The sequence below is a fragment of the Amycolatopsis sp. AA4 genome (genome assembly GCF_002796545.1).
Taxonomy (GTDB): domain Bacteria; phylum Actinomycetota; class Actinomycetes; order Mycobacteriales; family Pseudonocardiaceae; genus Amycolatopsis.
In genome coordinates this window covers 3,991,775-4,008,240 of sequence record NZ_CP024894.1, presented here as the reverse complement: position 1 = coordinate 4,008,240, position 16,466 = coordinate 3,991,775, and the positions used below count along the sequence as shown (strand labels likewise).

The following is a 16,466-nucleotide window of genomic DNA, read 5'->3' as shown; positions in this document are numbered from 1 at the left end:
GGTCAGCGGTCCCAGAATCCTTGCTTCTCCAGCAAAGCCACCGCGCGCTCGCCCGCGTCCGCGAGGTGTTTCTCCACCAGTGTGCGCGCCCGGGCGGCGGAACGGGCGGACAGGGCGGCCAGGATCAGGCGGTGGTCGTCCCGCGCCTTGGCCGGCCAGTCTTCGTGTGCCTCATAGAACCCGTGCGAAACCGTTTTGGCCAGAATGCCGAGCAGCGAGAGCAGCCGGCGCGAGTCGGCGGCGTAATTGATTCTCCGGTGGAACTCGTAGTTCAGCCGTTCCTGTTCGGCACGGTCCACTGCCGACTCCATCCGGTCCGCGAGATCATGCAGCGCCTGGAGGCTTTCCGGGGACAGGTTTTTCGCCGCGCGCTCGGCGGCCAGTCCGGACACGACGCCGAACACGCGGTAGTGGTCGCGGATGTCGTCGCGCGTCATCCGGGCGACGAACGCGCCGCGGCGGGCGATGTGCTCGACGACGCCCTCGTGGTCGAGGGTGATCAGGGCTTCGCGGACGGGCAGTTTGCTGATGCCGAGTTCGTCGGCGAGCGCCTCCTGGTCGATCTTCGCCCCGGCGCGCAGCTGGCCGGAGAAGACGCGACGGCGGATCTCCTGGGCGGCCATCGCGTTGAGGTTCGCCGGGCCGGTGCGGCGCGGTCCGGCGCTCGCGGGCATCGCCACTGCCTTCTCCCCTCCGCGGTCAGTATCGGATGAAGTATTACACGATCGCGGCACAGGTGCCCACCTACGCAGACAGCGCACTTCCCACCCTGAAATTGGGTCTGACCTGCTGCAACACCGGTCGCGGAGGGCACTCGACGGTGTGAGGCATTCGGAGATTTCTGATAAAGTATTTTCCAGCCGCGCGGCCTGGGTCATAGTGGGGGCATGGCAGCTGCGGTTACCCCCGAGGACTTCCGGCCCATCCTGGAGCTGGTGCGCGACTTCGTCCGGGCGAAGGTCGTCCCGCGCGAGCAGGAGATCATGGACGGCAACGCCATCCCGGACGACCTGCGCACGCAGGCCGCGGAGATGGGCCTGTTCGGCTACGCGATCCCGCAGGAATGGGGCGGGCTCGGGCTCGACCTGACGCAGGATGTCGAGCTGGCGATGGAGTTCGGCTACACGTCGCTGGCGCTGCGGTCGATGTTCGGGACCAACAACGGCATCGCCGGACAGGTCCTGGTCGGGTTCGGCACGGACGAGCAGAAGAGCGAGTGGCTGGAGCGCATCGCCTCGGGCGAGGTGGTCGCGTCGTTCGCGCTGACCGAGCCCGGAGCCGGGTCCAACCCCGCCGGGCTGCGCACCAAGGCGGTGCGCGACGGCGACGACTGGGTGCTCGACGGGCAGAAACGCTTCATCACCAACGCGCCGATCGCGGACCTGTTCGTCGTCTTCGCCCGCACGCGTCCGGCGGATGACTCCGGGCCCGGCATCGCGGTGTTCCTCGTGCCCGCGGACACGCCGGGGCTGGAGGTCGGGCCCAAGGACAAGAAGATGGGCCAGGAAGGCGCGTGGACCGCGGACGTCACCTTCAACAACGTCCGGGTGCCGGGGTCCGCGCTGGTCGGCGGGAACGAGGATGACGGGTATCGCGCCGCGATGACCTCCCTCGCGCGCGGTCGCGTGCACATCGCCGCGCTTGCGGTGGGTTCGGCGCAGCGTGCGCTGGACGAATCGGTCGCGTATGCGGCGTCGGCGACGCAGGGCGGCCAGCCGATCGGCGATTTCCAGCTGGTGCAAGCCATGCTGGCCGACCAGCAGACCGGGGTGATGGCGGGGCGCGCGCTGGTGCGGGAGACCGCGGCGCGGTACGTGTCCGGAGAGGACCGTCGGATCGGGCCGTCGGCCGCGAAGCTGTACTGCACCGAGATGGCGGGCAAGGTCGCCGACCTCGCCGTGCAGATCCACGGCGGCACCGGGTACATGCGCGACGTCCCGGTCGAGCGGATCTACCGCGACATCCGGCTGCTGCGGCTTTACGAGGGCACCAGCGAAATCCAACGGCTGATCATCGGCGGCGGACTCGTCCGCCAGGCGAAGAAGGCCCAGAAGTGACCAGCCGCGCGGCTACCCGCGCCCGGGAAGCGACGACCCTCCTGTTCGTCCCCGGTGACCGGCCGGAGCGTTTCGGCAAGGCACTGGCCGCTGGGCCGAGCCTGGTCGTGCTCGATCTGGAGGACGCGGTCGCGCCGGAGCGCAAGGGGTACGCGCGGGAACAGGTCGTCGCGTGGCTTGAGGAGAACCCCGAGTGCGCGGTGCGCGTGAACGCCGCTGGCACCGCCTGGCACGACGAAGACCTCGCCGTACTCAGGCAGCGTCGGTGCACCGTGATGCTGCCCAAGGCCGAACCGGCGACGACGCGTGCCGCGGCCGAACAGCTCGGCGTCCTGCCGGTCGTGATCGCGCTGGTCGAAACCGCGCGCGGGGTCCTGGACGCGAGGGAAACCGCCACGGTCCCGAATGTGCAGCGTCTCGCGTTCGGCAGCTTCGACCTGGCCGCAGAACTGGGCGCCGATCCGGCTGACCGGGACGCGTTCGTCGCCGCTCGGGGCGCGCTTGTCCTCGCGTCGGCCGCAGCGGGACTGCCCGGCCCGATCGACGGCGTCACCGCGGATCTGGACAACGAACTCCACCTCACCGACGAAGTCCGCTACGCGCGGCGGCTCGGGCTCGCCGGGAAGCTGTGCGTGCACCCGAAACAGGTGCCCGTCGCCGCTGCGGCGCTGCGGCCGACGCGCGAGGAAGTCCGCTGGGCGCAGTCCATTCTGGACGCCGCAGGTGCGGGCGGCGCGGTCGCAGTGGGCGGGCAGATGGTCGACAAGCCGGTGCTGGAGCGCGCCCAGCGCGTCCTCCGGCAGGCGCGAGAAGGGAACGGGCGATGACGCTCACCGACGACGAACAGCAGATGGTCGCCCTGGTCGCGGAGTTCGTGGACGAGCGGGTCCGGCCCCGGGTGCGCGAGTTCGAGGCCGACGACATCTATCCGGCCGAGTTCATCGACGAGATGAAAACCCTCGGCTTCTTCGGACTGCTCGCCCCGGCCGAATACGGCGGGGTGGACGTCAGCACCGCGTGTTTCGCCCGGGTCACCGAAGAACTCGCGCGCGGCTGGATGAGCCTCGCCGGAGCCATCGGCGGCCACTCCGTCATCACCTACCTGATCAAGACGTTCGGCACGCCCGAGCAGCGCGAAAAGTACTTGCCCGCCATGGCCGAGGGGCGGATCCGTGCGACGATGGCTCTGACCGAGCCCGGCGGTGGCAGCGACCTCCAGGCCATGCGCACCCACGCGGTGCCGGGCGACGACGGGTACACGATCACCGGGTCGAAGACCTGGATTTCCAACGCCGCGCACTCCGGCCTGATCGGGCTGCTGTGCATCACCGATCGCGAGGCCTCCCCCGCCCACCGCGGGATGAGCGTGCTGCTGGTGGAACCCGGCGACGGGCTCACCATCTCGAAGAAGCTGCCGAAGCTCGGTTACCGCGGCGTCGAGGCGTGCGAGTTGGTGTTCGACGGGCGCAAGGTTCCTGCCGACGCGGTCCTCGGCGGCACACCGAACCAGGGCTGGTCGCAGATGATGCGGGGGCTGGAGGTCGGGCGGATCCAGGTCGCCTCGCGGGCGCTAGGCGTCGGACAGGCCGCGCTGAACGACGCCGTCCGCTATGCCCAGGAGCGCGAGTCCTTCGGCAAGCCGATCTGGAAACACCAGTCCGTGGGGAACCTGCTCGCCGACATGGCCACGAAGATGCGCGCCGCCCGGCTGCTCACCTTGGACGCCGCGGAGAAGCTCGACGCGGGCGAGCGCGCGGACATGGAAGCCGGGATGGCGAAGCTCTTCGCGTCCGAGACCGCGATGCAGGTCGCGCTTGATGCGATCCGCGTCCACGGCGGCTACGGGTACTCCAAGGAATACGACGTCGAACGCTATTTCCGCGACGCGCCGCTGATGATCGTCGGCGAAGGCACCAACGAGATCCAGCGCAACGTCATCGCCGCGCAGCTCATCGCCCGCAACAAGATCTGAGGGAACCATGACGCTCCTCGACGGCCGGACCGCGGTCATCACCGGTGGCGCGCAAGGTATCGGACTTGCCATCGCCGAATTGTTCGTTGCCCACGGTGCCCGTGTCGTGCTCGGCGACCTCGACGGCGAGGCAGCCGCGGCAGCCGCCGACAGCATCGACGGGGAAGCCATCGGCGTCGCCTGCGATGTCACCAGGGCGTCCGATGTGGACGCTCTCCTGGCCGCGGCGCCCTCGCCGGTCGACGTGTTCGTCAACAACGCGGGCATCACCCGCGACGCGACGATGCGGACCATGACCGAGGACGATTTCGACCAGGTCATCGACGTGCACCTCAAAGGAACCTGGAACGGCACCCGCAAAGCCGCCGCGATCATGCGCGAGCGCAAGAGCGGCGCGATCGTGAACCTGTCCTCGCTGTCGGGCAAGGTCGGCATGGTCGGGCAAACCAACTACTCCGCCGCCAAAGCCGGCATCGTCGGGCTCACCAAAGCCGCCGCCAAGGAGATGGCCCACCACGGCGTCCGGGTCAACGCGATCCAGCCCGGACTCATCCGCACCGCGATGACCGAGGCCATGCCGCAGAAAGCCTGGGACCAGAAGATGGCCGAGATCCCGATGGGCCGGGCCGGCGAGGTCGGCGAAATCGCTTCGGTGGCGTTGTTCCTCGCCTCGGATCTGTCCTCCTACATGACCGGCACGGTGCTCGAAGTGACCGGCGGACGGTTCATGTGAGCGCCGGGGAACCCCACGCCGTACTGGTGGACCCTGCTCCCGTCGCGGCGCTGGCCGCACTCTTCGACAACGGACTGCCCGCACCGCAGCCGGGCGACGACCTGCCGCCGCTCTGGCACTGGGTCGCTCTCCCCCGCTGGCCCGTCTCCGCCGAACTCGGTCCGGACGGACACCCCGCGCGCGGCACGTTCCTGCCAGCGATCGACCTGCCCCGGAGGATGTTCGCTGGCGGAGAAGTCTTGCTGCACCACGCGCCGAAGATCGGCGAGACGGTGACCCGGAGGTCCATTGTGGACTCAGTGACGGAGAAATCCGGCCGCTCCGGGAAGCTGGTGATCGTCGTCGTGCGCACCGTGTTGTCCGATGTGGACGGATCGCCGCTCATCGAGGAGCGCCAGGACATCGTCTACCGCGAAGCGAGCGCGACCACGTCCGAAGCCCCGATCGAACCTGCTGACCTGGCGGGTTCCCCGTTCCGCCGCAGTGAAGACGGCTGGGACTTCGCCACCGACCCCTCCCTGCTGATGCGCTTCTCCGCGGCCACCGCGAACCCGCACCGCATCCACTACGACTGGCCGTACGCGACCCGGGTCGAGGGCTACCCCGGCCTGGTTGTGCACGGGCCGCTGATGTCCCTCGCCCTCGCCGAGGTGCTGCGCCTGGACTCCCCCGGCGCGCGGGTCACCCGGCTGGCGCATCGCAACCTGGCGCCGTTGTTCTGCGGCCAGCCCGCGCAGCTGCGCACCGAACCGCGGCCCGGCGGCGCGACTCTGACCCTCGTCGGGGCCGCCGGACCGCGCACCAGCCTTGAAGCCGACTACGAGGAAGGCCCTTCCCATGCGTGACGGCGTCATCTGCGAACCCGTCCGTACCCCGATCGGCCGCTTCGGCGGATCGCTCAAGAGCGTGCCCGCCGCCGACCTCGGCACCATCGCGCTCAAGGGTCTGCTGGAGCGCACCGGTCTGCCCGCCGACGCGATCGACGACGTCATCCTCGGCCACTGCTACCCCACCTCCGAAGCCCCCGCGATCGGCCGCGTCGTCGCGCTCGACGCCGGACTGCCGGTGACCGTCCCGGGCATGCAGGTCGACCGGCGCTGCGGGTCCGGGCTGCAGTCGGTACTGCTGGCCGCGCTGCAGGTCCAGGCGGGCGCGAGCGAGCTGATCGTCGCGGGCGGCGCGGAAAGCATGTCCAACACCGTCTTCTACGCCAACGACCTCCGCTGGGGCGCCACCGGAGCGGGTGTCCACCTCCACGACTCGCTCACCCGCGGCCGTCAGACGCCCGGCGGCAAGCACTACCCGGTGCCGGGCGGGATGCTGGAGACTGCGGAGAACCTCCGCCGCCAGTACCGCATCAGCCGCGAAGACCAAGACCAACTCGCCGCTGAATCACACCGCCGGGCCGTCGCCGCGCAGAAGTCCGGGGTGTTCGCCGAGGAGATCATCCCGGTGCCGGTGGAGACGCGGAAGGGCACCGTCGTCGTGGACACCGACGAACACCCCCGCCCGGACACCACCGTCGAAACCCTCGCGAAGCTCCGGCCGGTGCTGGGCAAGCAAGACCCCGAAGCGACCGTCACCGCAGGCAATGCCAGTGGACAGAACGACGCCGCCGCCGTCTGCATCGTCACCACCCGCGAGCGCGCGGACCAACTCGGCCTGCGCCCGCTCGTGCGGCTCGTCTCCCACGGCGTCGCCGGAGTCGAACCGAAGATCATGGGCGTCGGACCGGTGCCCGCCTCCGCGCTCGCACTCGAACGCGCCGAGCTCAAGATGTCCGACATCGACCTCATCGAACTCAACGAGGCCTTCGCCGCACAGGCACTGGCCTGCACGCGTGAATGGGGCTTCGGCGACACCGACTTCGACCGCCTCAACGTGCACGGCTCCGGCATCTCCCTCGGCCACCCCGTCGGAGCGACCGGCACCCGGATCCTCACCACGATGGCCCGGGAAATGCAGCGCCGCGAAGCCCGCTACGGCCTGGAGACCATGTGCATCGGCGGCGGACAGGGTCTGGCCGCGGTCTTCGAGCGGGTGTCGGAGTGACCGGCGCATGAACCCCGCGCTGCTGGCCGGACTGCGGGTCGTCGAACTGTCCGCGTACGTCGCCACGCCGCTGTGCGGGCTCACCCTCGCCCAGCTCGGCGCGGACGTCGTGCGAGTCGAACCCCTCGGCGGCGCCGCCGACCGCACCCGCTGGCCGCTCGCCGACTCCGGGACCAGCCTCTACTGGTCCGGACTGAACAAGGGGAAGCGGGCGGTCGCGGTCGATCTGGAGTCCGAAGTGGACCGTCGCCGGGTGGCCGACCTGATCGTCGACGGCGGTCCGTGCGCGGTCGTGACCAACACTTCGCGACACGCCGACCTCGGGTACGAAGCCTTGCGCGCCCGCCGCCCGGACCTGATCCACGTCCTGCTCACCGGCCGAGCCGACGGCGGCGCGGCAGTCGACTACACCGTCCAGGCCGGGACCGGCTTCCCGCTGCTCACCGGAACCGGATCCGAGCCGGTCAACCACGTGCTGCCCGCCTGGGACGTCTGTGCCGGGCTGTATCTCGCGGTGGGTCTGCTGGCCGCCGAACGGCAGCGGCAGCTCACCGGGCGGGGACGCTCGATCCAAGTCGCGCTGGAGGACGTCGCGCTCGCCACCGCCGGGAACCTCGGCTATCTCGCCGAAGCGCAACTGACCGACCACTCACGCACCAAGTCCGGCAACGAGATCTACGGTACTTACGGCGACGACTTCGAGACCGCCGACGGCGTCCGGGTGATGATCGTCCTGCTCACCGAACGGCACTGGGACAAGATGCTCGCCGCGACCGGACTGTCCGACGCCTTCGCCGGGCTGAGCAACGCACTGGGCATCTCGTTCACCACCGAGTCCGACCGGTACCGGCATCGAGACGTGATCACCCCGCTGCTGGCGCGGTGGTTCGCGCGGACTCCGTACGCCGAGATGGCGGAAACGCTGACGCGGCACCGGATCCTGTGGGAGCGGTACCGGAGCTTCGCCGAACTCGGCCAGAACGGCGGTGCCGCGTTGCGCAGACTGGCGCTGTTCGGGGAGATCGACCAGCCCGGTGCGGGAGCGCATTGGGCGCCGAAGTCGCCGATCCAGGTGAACGGGGACCGGCTTCCGCCGGGGCCTGCTCCGGGGGTCGGGCAGCACAATGCCGAGGTGCTGGGCGAACGCTGACCGGATTGCCCCGGCGACAGGGGCCGTCTCGGCGCACGAGACGGCCCCGTCAACGCGGAAATCAGTGGTGCAGAACGAAATCCGTCACCAGCCGGTTGAATTCCGCCGCGTGCTCCAGCTGCGCCCAATGCCCGCACCGATTCAGCAGAACCGCCCGGGAATCCGGGATGTTCGCGGCCAGGAAAAGAGTCGATTCGAACGACACGACCCGGTCGTCGCGGCCGTGGATCAGCAGGGTCGGCGCGGTGATGCCGGAAACCGCCGCGAGGTCGAGCCAGATCGGGATCGGGGCTTTCGGGACGGCCGACGCGACGGCGCGCAAGTGTTCGGGGCGGGCGAGGGCCGCGTCCGACCGTTCCCGGCACAATTCCGGCGTCGCGAACCGGGCCTTGTCGTAGACCATGATTTCGACCAGACGGCGCATGCCTTCGGGGCTGGCGTCGGAGTAGGTCTCGAACATGATCTTCAAACCCTCGGTCGGGCCGCCGCCGGCGCCGAAGAGGAAGGGCTTCATCTGGATCGGCGGGCCCATCGTCACCAGGTGCGACACGCGGTCCGGGCGTTCCACCGCGAGCCGCAACGAGGTGTGGCCGCCCATCGAGTTGCCGACGAAGGCCGCCTTTTCGATGTCCAGCGCGTCCAGCAGCTGGGTCGCGGCTTCGACGTGGTCGAGGGTGGCGAAGTCCGCGCCGTCGGAGTCGCCCCAGCCTGGCATGTCCGGGGCGATCACCCGGAAATTCCGGGACAGGGCCTCGATGTTCGGCGAGTAGTTGCTCCAGCCCGTCGCGCCGGGGCCGCCGCCGTGCAGGAGGATCAGCGGGTGGCCTTCGCCGGCCTCGTGGTAGTGGATTTTCCAGTCGCGGGTCCGCACGTAGCGCGAAGTCATCAGAGCGCACCCCCGGCGAGCTGTTCCGCGACGGCCTCCGGCGCGCGGTGCCCCCACCAGTGCAGCTGGTCGAGCGTCCGCACCTCCCAGGTCTCGTCGTCGATCAGCAGGCCGCCCCAGCCGTACTCGACGGAGAAGCCCGACGGCGTACGGACGTAGAAGCTGAACATGTGGTCGTTCGGATGCATGCCGAGCGTCATCTCGAACGGCTGCTTCGCGTCGAGGCACCGGTCGTAGGCCAGGCCGACGTCGCGGATGTCGGAGACCTCGATCATGAAGTGGTGCGTCCGCTTCGGGTGCGGCATGTCGCCGAACGCGACCGAGTGGTGCCGCGGGTTGCAGTGCAGGAACGCCAGGTCCGCGACGATCCCGGGCGCGACCTCCTCGACAATGATGTCGCTGAGCTTGAAGCCGAGCAGTCCCTCGTAGAACTCCAGGTAGGTCTCCCGCGGGACGCCGTTGGCCAGCAGCACCTGGTGCCCCGCACCACCGGTTCCGGTGACGAACTCGCCGAGCAGCAGGTCGCTGCGGAACGGCGTTTCGGCGTCGGCCAGGCCGGTGACCAGTTCGAGCACGTTGCCCAGCGGGTCCGTGACGAGCACGATCCGGTCGACCTTCCGCGCGGCGGCCAGGCCGGCGTCGCCTTCCTGGGTCTCGACGCCCGCCTGCCGCAGCCGGGCGACCAGGGCATCCAGCTCGGCCGAGGACGAAACCGCGTAGCCGCTGCGGACCAGGTCGTCGGCGGGGCCTTCGGTGAGGATCCAGCGGTGCGCCTTCTCGTCGGTGCGCAAGGTGAGGCCGTCGGCGGACTTCTCCCCCAGTTGCATGCCGAGCAGGGAGACCGCGAAGCGCTCCCATGCGGCGAGGTCGCTCACCTCGTAAACGACGTAGGCGAGTTCTTTCACGGTCATCGGGATTCCTTTCCAGACTGCACAACAGGGGTGGCGAGGCCGGTCTTGTCGGCCGCGGCGACGAACTTGTCCGGGCGCACGGCGATCGCTTGGACGCCGTAGCGGTCGAGCCAGGGCAGCAGCGCGTCCTCGATGTCGACGAGGTCGGCCGCGGCCTGGGTGTACGCGGTGCGGGGGCGGACGGCGACGTAGGACGCGCCGTGGGCGTCCCAACCGGCCTTCTCCTCGGGGGTGAGCAGGGTCGCCGGGTCGAGGTCGTTGCCGAGGAGCACGAAACCGTTGGGCAGCAACGCATCCAGCCGGTCGATCCGGCCGACGGCGTCGCATGCGAGCGGCTGCGGAAGGTACCGGCCGACGACGGACGCGTCGCCGGTCTCGCCGCGCAGCCATCCGGCGGCGAGGGTCGGCGGGGCGTTGAGCGGCGGCTCCCACGGCGTGACCAGGTCCGTCGGGACCGTGTTCATCGCCTCGATCTCCGCCGGGGTCGCCTCCTGCTTGATCACCCGGCCCAGCGCGACGGCCAGCCCGGTGTAGAACTCGGCGGACGGGCGGCGTTCGGCCTCGTAGGTGTCGAGCCAGTCCTCGCCCAGTTCCCCGCGGACGATCCCGGCGATCTTCCAGCCCAGGTCGTACGCGTCGCGCAGGCCGGTCTGCATGCCCGCGCCCGCCCACGGCGGCATCAGGTGCGCGGCGTCGCCGGCGAGGAAAACCCGGCCCCGCCGGTAGGTTTCGGCCATCCGGACGTGGTGGCGGTAGAACGCGTACTGGTGGATTTCGACGTCGTCCTCGGTCACGCCCAGTGCGCGCAGCAGCGGCCACACCTGCGCGTCCGTCGGGAAGTCCGCCTCGGTTTCGGCGGCCTTGAGCGGGATTTCCCACCGGTGGTTGCCCGCCGAGAGGGCGATGTCGACGACCGGGCGTTCGCGGTCGGTCCAGAAGGTGAGGAAATCGCGGTCCGGCCACCAGCGCTTGACCCGGCAGTCGATGACGATCCACAGCGTGTCGCCGGTGTCGCCGTGCATCGGGATGCCGAGCATCTTCCGCACCGGGGACGAGCCGCCGTCGGCCGCGATCGCGTACCGGGTGCGGGTGGCGGTCTCCTCCCCGGTCTCGCGGTCGCGCGCGGTGACGGTCACGCCGCTGGCGTCCTGCTCGACACCGACCACCTCGACGCCGTACCGCACCGTCAGACCGGAGCGCTCCTCGCCGCAGCGACGCAGCTCGGTCTCGAGAGCCGGCTGGTAGATGTTGTAGAACCGCGGCTTGCTCCCGCGAGTGCCCAGCGTGCTCGGCGGATGCTCGACGCGCATCACCTCGCGGCCGTCGTAGGTCACCCAGCGCAGCGCCCGCTGCGGTTCGACGACCCGCTCGACCCGGTCGTCGACGCCGAGGTCCTGCAGGATCCGCATGGTCCAGTCGTTGATCGTGACCGCCCGCGCCCGGGCGTAGACGTCCTGGTCCCGTTCGAACGCGGCCACCCGCGCGCCCTTCGCGGCCAGGGTCAGCGCCCCGGCCAGGCCCGTCGGGCCGTATCCGACGACGGCGACGTCGGCGTCGTAGTGCTCACTCATGTCCCAGGCTCCACAGTTTTGGACCGGTCGTTCGGTTCATTAGTGGCTACGGTCACACCTGGACCCGGGGTTCGTCAAGACGCGTCGCGCACGATTCCGGTGTGCAGAAAACCGGCGGCCCTATGCTGCTCGGCGTGGACACAGCGCGGGCCGGGAACCGGCGGGGACGGCGTTCCCGGGAGGAAATCCTCGACACGGCGTCGCGGATCATGGCCGAACGCGGCTATTCCGCCACGACGATGTCGGTGCTCAGCACCGAGACCGGCCTGCCGAAAAGCGCGATCTACCACCACTTCCAGTCCAAGGGCGGGCTGCTGTCGGCCGTCATGGAACGCGGGGCGTACGAGTTCTTCCGGCACCTGCGCGAGTCGCAGGCGAATCCGCCGCAGGACCTGCCGCCCGCGGAACTGCTCGGCTGGTTCCTGCAGCGCACCGGCGAGGTGTTCGCCGCGAAACCCGACTTCCTCCGGCTGCACCTGATCCTGCTGATGAGCGCCGAGGCGGTCGCGGACGTCGAGGTGAAGGAGATCATCGAACGCGTGCGCGCCGACGGACGGCAGCACATGCGCCGGATGATCTCGCAGTCGTGGGCCAGCGTCGGGCCCGAAGCGGCGGACAAGGTGGGCGAGGCGCTGGACTACTTCGGCATCGCCGGATTCGACGGCGCGTTCGTCGCCTGGCAGGCGGAACCGGACCGTTCCATGCGCGACCAGATGGCACTGCTGACCGAGGCCATGGTCGCGATCGCCGAGCGGGTGCTGGCCGGGCGCTAGAGATCCACAGTGGACGGAACCGCGCGGCGCGACCGGTTTGCCGGGCCGTGCGCGTTTACCGGCGTCCTGAGCGGCAAACCCCTCCGGTGACCGCATCGACGACGAGGAGACCGGACATGACCGCACCCGGACCCGAACCCGACGACGTGCCGGGTCTCGAACCGGGCGGTTCCGTGCCGCCCGGCGACACCCCGCCCGACGCCGGGCAGACTTCGGGACTTTCGCATCCGCAGCCGATGCCTTCGCGCAAGCTCCCCGTCGGGTGGCTCGTCGCGGTGGCGGTCCTCGTGCTCGGGGTGGCCGCGTTCTTCGTGCTGCGCGCGCTCGACTGGTTCTGACCAGGGAGGGTCGGTGCGGCGCTCGCAAAAATCCGTTTCGGGCGTAGCGGGGTCATTGTCGACGAGGTCTTCGTCGGCGTAGCGGGGTCGCAGACGCGAGGGCAGAAGGCATGCCGGGAGACCGCACAGGTCGGCTGATCGGCGACCCGGCGAACTTTCCGGTTTGGGCAACCAAGCCGTTTGCGGGTGATCTCCGCCGGGAATTCGCGCCGCGAGGTGATGGATGTGGTGCGAACCGATGTGCCGGCGAGGATGGACCGGCTGCCTTGGTCGTCGTGGCATTGGCTGATGCTCGTCGGGCTGGGCACGGTGTGGATCCTCGACGGGCTCGAGGTGACCATCGTCAGCGCGTTGTCCGACCGGCTGACCGAACCCGGCAGCGGATTGGTCCTTTCCGAAACCCAAGTCGGGCTGGCGACCTCGTGCTACGTGGCAGGCGCGGTCTGCGGTTCGCTCTTCTTCGGCTATCTGACCGACCGCTGGGGCCGGAAACGCCTGTTCCTGCTGACGCTCGGGCTCTATCTGCTGGCCACCGTGCTGACCGCGTTTTCCTTTGCGCCGTGGTGGTTTTTCGTCATGCGGTTCCTCACCGGAGCCGGCATCGGCGGCGAGTACGCGGCGATCAACTCCGCGATCGACGAACTCGTGCCCGCCCGCTGGCGCGCGACGGTCAGCCTCGCGGTCAACGGCTCGTACTGGTTCGGCGCGGCAGGCGGCGCGGCACTCAGCCTGGTCCTGCTCGACGTCGGCCTGATCCCGGCCTGGCTGGGCTGGCGGCTGGCCTTCGGGCTGGGCGCGGTGCTCGGCCTGTTCATCCTGATCGTCCGCCGCACCGTGCCGGAAAGCCCGCGCTGGCTGTTCACCCACGGCCGCGCCGAGGAGGCTGACCAGGTCGTCACCGGCATCGAGGACCGCGTCGAGAAGGCGACCGGCGAGCGGCTCGAACCGGTCGACGACACCATCGAGGTCGAGGAACGCACCCGCACCAGCCTGACCGAAGTCGCGGTGACCCTCGTGCGCAGCTATCCGAAACGGACGCTGCTCGGGCTCGCCCTCTTCGTCGGGCAAGCGTTCCTGTACAACGCCGTCTACTTCACCCAAGGCCTGGTGCTGAGCCGGTTCTTCGGCGTTTCCAGCGGCTCGGTCGGGCTCTACCTGGTGCCGCTCGCGGCGGGCAGCTTCGTCGGTCCGCTCGTCCTCGCGCGGTTCTTCGATTCGATCGGCCGCCGTCCGATGATCATCACCAGCTACCTGGGCTCCGGCGTGCTGCTCGTCGGGACCGGCTTGCTGTTCCAAGCGGGCGTGCTGTCCGCGGTCACCCTGACCGTCTCCTGGTGCGCGGTGTTCTTCCTCGCTTCGGCCGGGGCCAGCTCCGCGTACCTCACGGTGTCGGAGATCTTCCCGCTGGAAGTGCGGGCGCTGGCGATCGCGATCTTCTACTCCGTCGGCACCGGGCTCGGCGGGATCGTCGGGCCGGTGCTGTTCGGCAGCCTGGTCGAAACCGGCGTCGTGGGCAACGTCGCCTTCGGCTACTACCTCGGAGCGGGCATGATGATCGCGGGCGGGATCGCCGAGGCGGTTCTGGGGATCAAGGCCGAACGGCGCTCGCTCGAATCGGTCGCCGAACCCTTGTCCGCCAAGGCGGCGGCGTGATGACCGCCCCGCCTCGCCGGGTCGCGGGCGCGAACCGCCATCGCCGCCGGGAAGCCGCCGACGCGGTGCCGTGGTCGCTGCGGGTAGCGGCGGCGGCCAGCTGGCGGTTCCTGATCGTTCTCACCATGCTCGGGGTCGCCGCGTGGACGCTCGGCTACCTCTCGGCCGTCACCGTCCCGATCGGGATCGCCCTGCTCCTGTCGGCGTTGTTCGCGCCGCTGGTGGAGCGGCTGGTGCGCTGGCACGTGCCGCGCGCGCTGGCCACGCTCGTCGCGATCATCGTCGGACTCGCGGTCCTCGGCGGGGTCCTCACGCTGGTCGTCACCACGGTGACCGCGAGCCTGCCGCAGCTGGGCAACCAGGTCGGAGCGAGTCTCGCGCGCATCAACAACTGGCTGCAGCACGGACCGCTGCATCTTCCGCAGCTGCAGCAGCTGCTCGACAAGGCGGTCAGCGCGATCCAGGGCAACACCGCCGAACTCACCACGCGGGTGCTGTCCACCGCCGCGACCGTCGGCGGCGTGCTCACCGAGATGCTGCTGACGCTGTTCGTGCTCGTCTTCTTCCTCTACAGCGGCAATCAGGTCTGGCACTTCCTGCTGAAGATCGTGCCCTCCGCCACTCGCGACGAGATCGACGTCGCCGGTCGCCGCGGCTTCGCGTCGCTGGTCAGCTACGTGCGCGCGACCGTGGCGGTGGCCTGTGTGGACGCGGTCTGCATCGGACTCGGCATCTGGCTGGTCGGGGTCCCGCTCGCGGTGCCGCTGGCGGCGCTGATCTTCATCGGCGCGTTCATCCCGATCCTCGGCGCGGTGGTGACCGGCGCGGTCGCCGTGCTCATCGCCCTGGTCGCCAACGGATTCGTCGCCGCGGGCATCGTGCTCGCGATCGTCGTCGCGGTGATGCAGCTGGAAAGCCATGTGCTGCAGCCGTTCCTGCTCGGGCGCGCGGTGCGGCTGCACCCGCTGGCCGTGGTGCTCGGCATCGCGCTCGGCCTGGAAATCGCCGGGATCGTCGGGGCCTTGCTCGCGGTGCCGATCCTCGCGGTCGCCAAGGCCGCGCTCGGCTCCCTGCAGCGCGACCCGCCGCTGGATCCGGTGGACATCGACCCGCTGCAGCCGGCCAGCGCCCGTACCGTCGGCCGATCAAGGGTTTCGTCCGGGCGAAGGCGGGTAACCGCACCGCGGAGGGACTCTGATGACGAGCTTGATCACTGACAACGCCGACGGCACGACGCCGCCGAGAGGACCGCTCGAACGCGGGTTTCCGCTACCCCGGCACGCACCGCGGACGGTGTCGTCGACGCTGCATCGGCTTTCGTCGATGGCGTCCTTGCGAGCCTGGGAACAACGCTCGACTCCCGCGCTGATGCACCAGGCGATTCTGGACGGCGTCAACGCTCGCCACGCGGCCGAGGCGGCCCATTTGAGCGTCGAGGAAGCCCACGTGCGGTGGGGCGCTTGGGCGGCCAAGCGGCTGGCCCCGCAGCGTCCCGGGGTCGCGGCGGAACTGCCGGTGCAGCAATTCCTCAACGTGCACGCGGCTTTCGCGGCGGCACTCGCCCGGGAAGACCAGCGTTAGCCGCGCAGATCCGCCTCCAGCGCGGCCGCGGTCGCGCGCAACGACGTCACCAGCGTCGGCAGCTGGTCTTTCCGGTACCGCACGCTCGGCATCGACACCGACAACCCGGCCACCACCACACCGTCGGCCCCGTGCACCGGCACGCCGACCGCGACCACTCCGCGTTCGGATCGGCCCTGGTTGAGCGCGAAACCGCTGCGCCGCACGCGCGCCAGGTCGGCCCGCAGCTCGGCCAGGTCCGGACGCTCGCCGGGCTTGTCGACCGCGTAGAGTTCCTCGACCTGTTCGGGCGGCAGTTCGGCGAGCAACAGCAGACCGGCCGTCGTCTGATGCACCGGGAAAACCATCCCTTCGCGTGAACCGACCCGCAAGGCCTGCGAGCACTCGACGCTCGCGATGAACCGGGCCGTGTCCCCGGTCCGCACGGTCAGGTTGACCGACTCGTCCAGCAGGTCCACCAGCCGCCGCAGGTGCGGAAGCGCCGCCGCGCGCAGTTTCGACGCCGCCGACTGCGAATGCGCGGCCAGCTCCAGCACCGGACCCACCCGGTAGGCGCGGTTGGCGTCTTGGACCGCGAAGTCGCGGTAGACGAGCATCGCGAGCAGCCGGTGCGCGGTCGAGGGAGCGACGCCGATCCGCTCGGCCACCTCGGAGACTGTCAACGGGCCTTCGAGCTGCAGCATCGCCGCGATCCGCAGGGCGTTGTCGACGCTGGCCACCGCATACGGCGGCGGGGCCTTGAACCGTTTCTCCATCCGGGCCGCCTTTCCGCACACCAGAATCCCGTTT

General features: G+C 70.0%; 17 protein-coding genes. 12 read left to right on the top strand and 5 right to left on the bottom strand.

Annotated features, from left to right (window positions below; translation table 11 throughout):
• Window positions 1-2: 2 nt before the first annotated feature.
• A complete protein-coding gene (locus CU254_RS18715) occupies window positions 3-674 on the bottom strand; it encodes a GntR family transcriptional regulator (protein WP_037717457.1) in 672 nt (223 codons plus the stop codon).
• A 213-nt stretch (window positions 675-887) separates the two neighbouring features.
• Between CU254_RS18715 and CU254_RS18710 the strand changes: the two genes are divergently transcribed.
• From CU254_RS18710 to CU254_RS18680, 7 genes are read left to right on the top strand one after another with little or no spacing between them, the layout of a single operon-like run.
• Window positions 888-2,057: an acyl-CoA dehydrogenase family protein gene (locus CU254_RS18710; protein WP_037714115.1), complete on the top strand. Its 1,170-nt coding sequence runs from the start codon at window positions 888-890 to the stop codon at window positions 2,055-2,057.
• Window positions 2,054-2,884, top strand: a complete 831-nt coding sequence (locus CU254_RS18705) for a CoA ester lyase (protein ID WP_009078344.1) — start codon at window positions 2,054-2,056, stop codon at window positions 2,882-2,884. Before CU254_RS18710 ends, CU254_RS18705 begins: the two co-directional genes overlap by 4 nt.
• Complete coding sequence (locus CU254_RS18700; protein ID WP_009078343.1) at window positions 2,881-4,029, top strand: acyl-CoA dehydrogenase family protein; 1,149 nt, start codon at window positions 2,881-2,883, stop codon at window positions 4,027-4,029. The genes CU254_RS18705 and CU254_RS18700 overlap by 4 nt, the downstream gene beginning before the upstream one ends.
• 7 nt (window positions 4,030-4,036) lie before the next feature.
• Entirely contained in the window at window positions 4,037-4,762 is a 726-nt protein-coding gene (gene fabG, locus CU254_RS18695) for a 3-oxoacyl-ACP reductase FabG (RefSeq protein WP_009078342.1), read from the top strand.
• Between the two features lie 26 nt (window positions 4,763-4,788).
• Window positions 4,789-5,607, top strand: a complete 819-nt coding sequence (locus CU254_RS18690) for a MaoC family dehydratase N-terminal domain-containing protein (RefSeq protein WP_234392842.1) — start codon at window positions 4,789-4,791, stop codon at window positions 5,605-5,607.
• A complete protein-coding gene (locus tag CU254_RS18685; RefSeq protein WP_009078340.1) occupies window positions 5,600-6,814 on the top strand; it encodes an acetyl-CoA C-acetyltransferase in 1,215 nt (404 codons plus the stop codon). Before CU254_RS18690 ends, CU254_RS18685 begins: the two co-directional genes overlap by 8 nt.
• 7 nt (window positions 6,815-6,821) lie before the next feature.
• Window positions 6,822-7,964 carry a CoA transferase gene (locus CU254_RS18680; RefSeq protein ID WP_009078338.1) on the top strand — a complete coding sequence of 381 codons (1,143 nt, stop codon included), beginning with the start codon at window positions 6,822-6,824 and terminating at the stop codon, window positions 7,962-7,964.
• Between the two features lie 61 nt (window positions 7,965-8,025).
• On the opposite strand, the gene CU254_RS18675 is transcribed toward CU254_RS18680, so the two are convergent.
• From CU254_RS18675 to CU254_RS18665, 3 genes are read right to left on the bottom strand one after another with little or no spacing between them, the layout of a single operon-like run.
• Window positions 8,026-8,850: an alpha/beta fold hydrolase gene (locus CU254_RS18675; protein ID WP_037714111.1), complete on the bottom strand. Its 825-nt coding sequence runs from the start codon at window positions 8,848-8,850 to the stop codon at window positions 8,026-8,028.
• On the bottom strand, window positions 8,850-9,761 hold the full coding sequence (locus CU254_RS18670; protein WP_009078334.1) for a VOC family protein: 912 nt from the start codon (window positions 9,759-9,761) through the stop codon (window positions 8,850-8,852). Before CU254_RS18670 ends, CU254_RS18675 begins: the two co-directional genes overlap by 1 nt.
• Window positions 9,758-11,332 (bottom strand): FAD-dependent monooxygenase, encoded by a 1,575-nt coding sequence (locus tag CU254_RS18665; RefSeq protein ID WP_009078333.1) that lies wholly within the window; start codon window positions 11,330-11,332, stop codon window positions 9,758-9,760. The genes CU254_RS18670 and CU254_RS18665 overlap by 4 nt, the downstream gene beginning before the upstream one ends.
• A gap of 134 nt (window positions 11,333-11,466) precedes the next feature.
• Here CU254_RS18665 and CU254_RS18660 point away from each other — a divergent pair, with 134 nt between their 5' ends.
• The 5 genes from CU254_RS18660 (at window position 11,467) to CU254_RS18640 (ending at window position 15,677) form a co-directional block, all read left to right on the top strand.
• Window positions 11,467-12,105, top strand: coding sequence for a TetR/AcrR family transcriptional regulator (locus CU254_RS18660; protein WP_199785926.1), 639 nt, complete (start codon window positions 11,467-11,469; stop codon window positions 12,103-12,105).
• A 116-nt stretch (window positions 12,106-12,221) separates the two neighbouring features.
• Complete coding sequence (locus CU254_RS18655) at window positions 12,222-12,443, top strand: DUF6480 family protein (protein WP_037714106.1); 222 nt, start codon at window positions 12,222-12,224, stop codon at window positions 12,441-12,443.
• Window positions 12,444-12,668: 225 nt separating this feature from the next.
• On the top strand, window positions 12,669-14,096 hold the full coding sequence (locus CU254_RS18650; RefSeq protein WP_234392841.1) for an MFS transporter: 1,428 nt from the start codon (window positions 12,669-12,671) through the stop codon (window positions 14,094-14,096).
• Window positions 14,096-15,313 carry an AI-2E family transporter gene (locus tag CU254_RS18645; protein ID WP_009078324.1) on the top strand — a complete coding sequence of 406 codons (1,218 nt, stop codon included), beginning with the start codon at window positions 14,096-14,098 and terminating at the stop codon, window positions 15,311-15,313. Before CU254_RS18650 ends, CU254_RS18645 begins: the two co-directional genes overlap by 1 nt.
• Window positions 15,294-15,677, top strand: a complete 384-nt coding sequence (locus CU254_RS18640; RefSeq protein ID WP_009078314.1) for a hypothetical protein — start codon at window positions 15,294-15,296, stop codon at window positions 15,675-15,677. Before CU254_RS18645 ends, CU254_RS18640 begins: the two co-directional genes overlap by 20 nt.
• Here CU254_RS18640 and CU254_RS18635 read toward each other — a convergent pair.
• On the bottom strand, window positions 15,674-16,432 hold the full coding sequence (locus CU254_RS18635) for an IclR family transcriptional regulator (protein WP_037714104.1): 759 nt from the start codon (window positions 16,430-16,432) through the stop codon (window positions 15,674-15,676). The genes CU254_RS18640 and CU254_RS18635 overlap by 4 nt on opposite strands.
• Window positions 16,433-16,466 lie beyond the last annotated feature (34 nt).

Excerpts from the sequence above, each read along its gene's own strand:
- CU254_RS18645 (WP_009078324.1), top strand. The coding sequence starts at position 14,096 with ATGACCGCCCCGCCTCGCCGGGTCGCGGGCGCGAACCGCCATCGCCGC.
- CU254_RS18670 (WP_009078334.1), bottom strand. The coding sequence starts at position 9,761 with ATGACCGTGAAAGAACTCGCCTACGTCGTTTACGAGGTGAGCGACCTC.
- CU254_RS18715 (WP_037717457.1), bottom strand. The coding sequence starts at position 674 with ATGCCCGCGAGCGCCGGACCGCGCCGCACCGGCCCGGCGAACCTCAAC.
- fabG (WP_009078342.1), top strand. The coding sequence starts at position 4,037 with ATGACGCTCCTCGACGGCCGGACCGCGGTCATCACCGGTGGCGCGCAA.
- CU254_RS18635 (WP_037714104.1), bottom strand. The coding sequence starts at position 16,432 with ATGGAGAAACGGTTCAAGGCCCCGCCGCCGTATGCGGTGGCCAGCGTC.
- CU254_RS18680 (WP_009078338.1), top strand. The coding sequence starts at position 6,822 with ATGAACCCCGCGCTGCTGGCCGGACTGCGGGTCGTCGAACTGTCCGCG.
- CU254_RS18665 (WP_009078333.1), bottom strand. The coding sequence starts at position 11,332 with ATGAGTGAGCACTACGACGCCGACGTCGCCGTCGTCGGATACGGCCCG.
- CU254_RS18685 (WP_009078340.1), top strand. The coding sequence starts at position 5,600 with ATGCGTGACGGCGTCATCTGCGAACCCGTCCGTACCCCGATCGGCCGC.
- CU254_RS18675 (WP_037714111.1), bottom strand. The coding sequence starts at position 8,850 with ATGACTTCGCGCTACGTGCGGACCCGCGACTGGAAAATCCACTACCAC.
- CU254_RS18700 (WP_009078343.1), top strand. The coding sequence starts at position 2,881 with ATGACGCTCACCGACGACGAACAGCAGATGGTCGCCCTGGTCGCGGAG.
- CU254_RS18655 (WP_037714106.1), top strand. The coding sequence starts at position 12,222 with ATGACCGCACCCGGACCCGAACCCGACGACGTGCCGGGTCTCGAACCG.
- CU254_RS18710 (WP_037714115.1), top strand. The coding sequence starts at position 888 with ATGGCAGCTGCGGTTACCCCCGAGGACTTCCGGCCCATCCTGGAGCTG.
- CU254_RS18640 (WP_009078314.1), top strand. The coding sequence starts at position 15,294 with ATGACGAGCTTGATCACTGACAACGCCGACGGCACGACGCCGCCGAGA.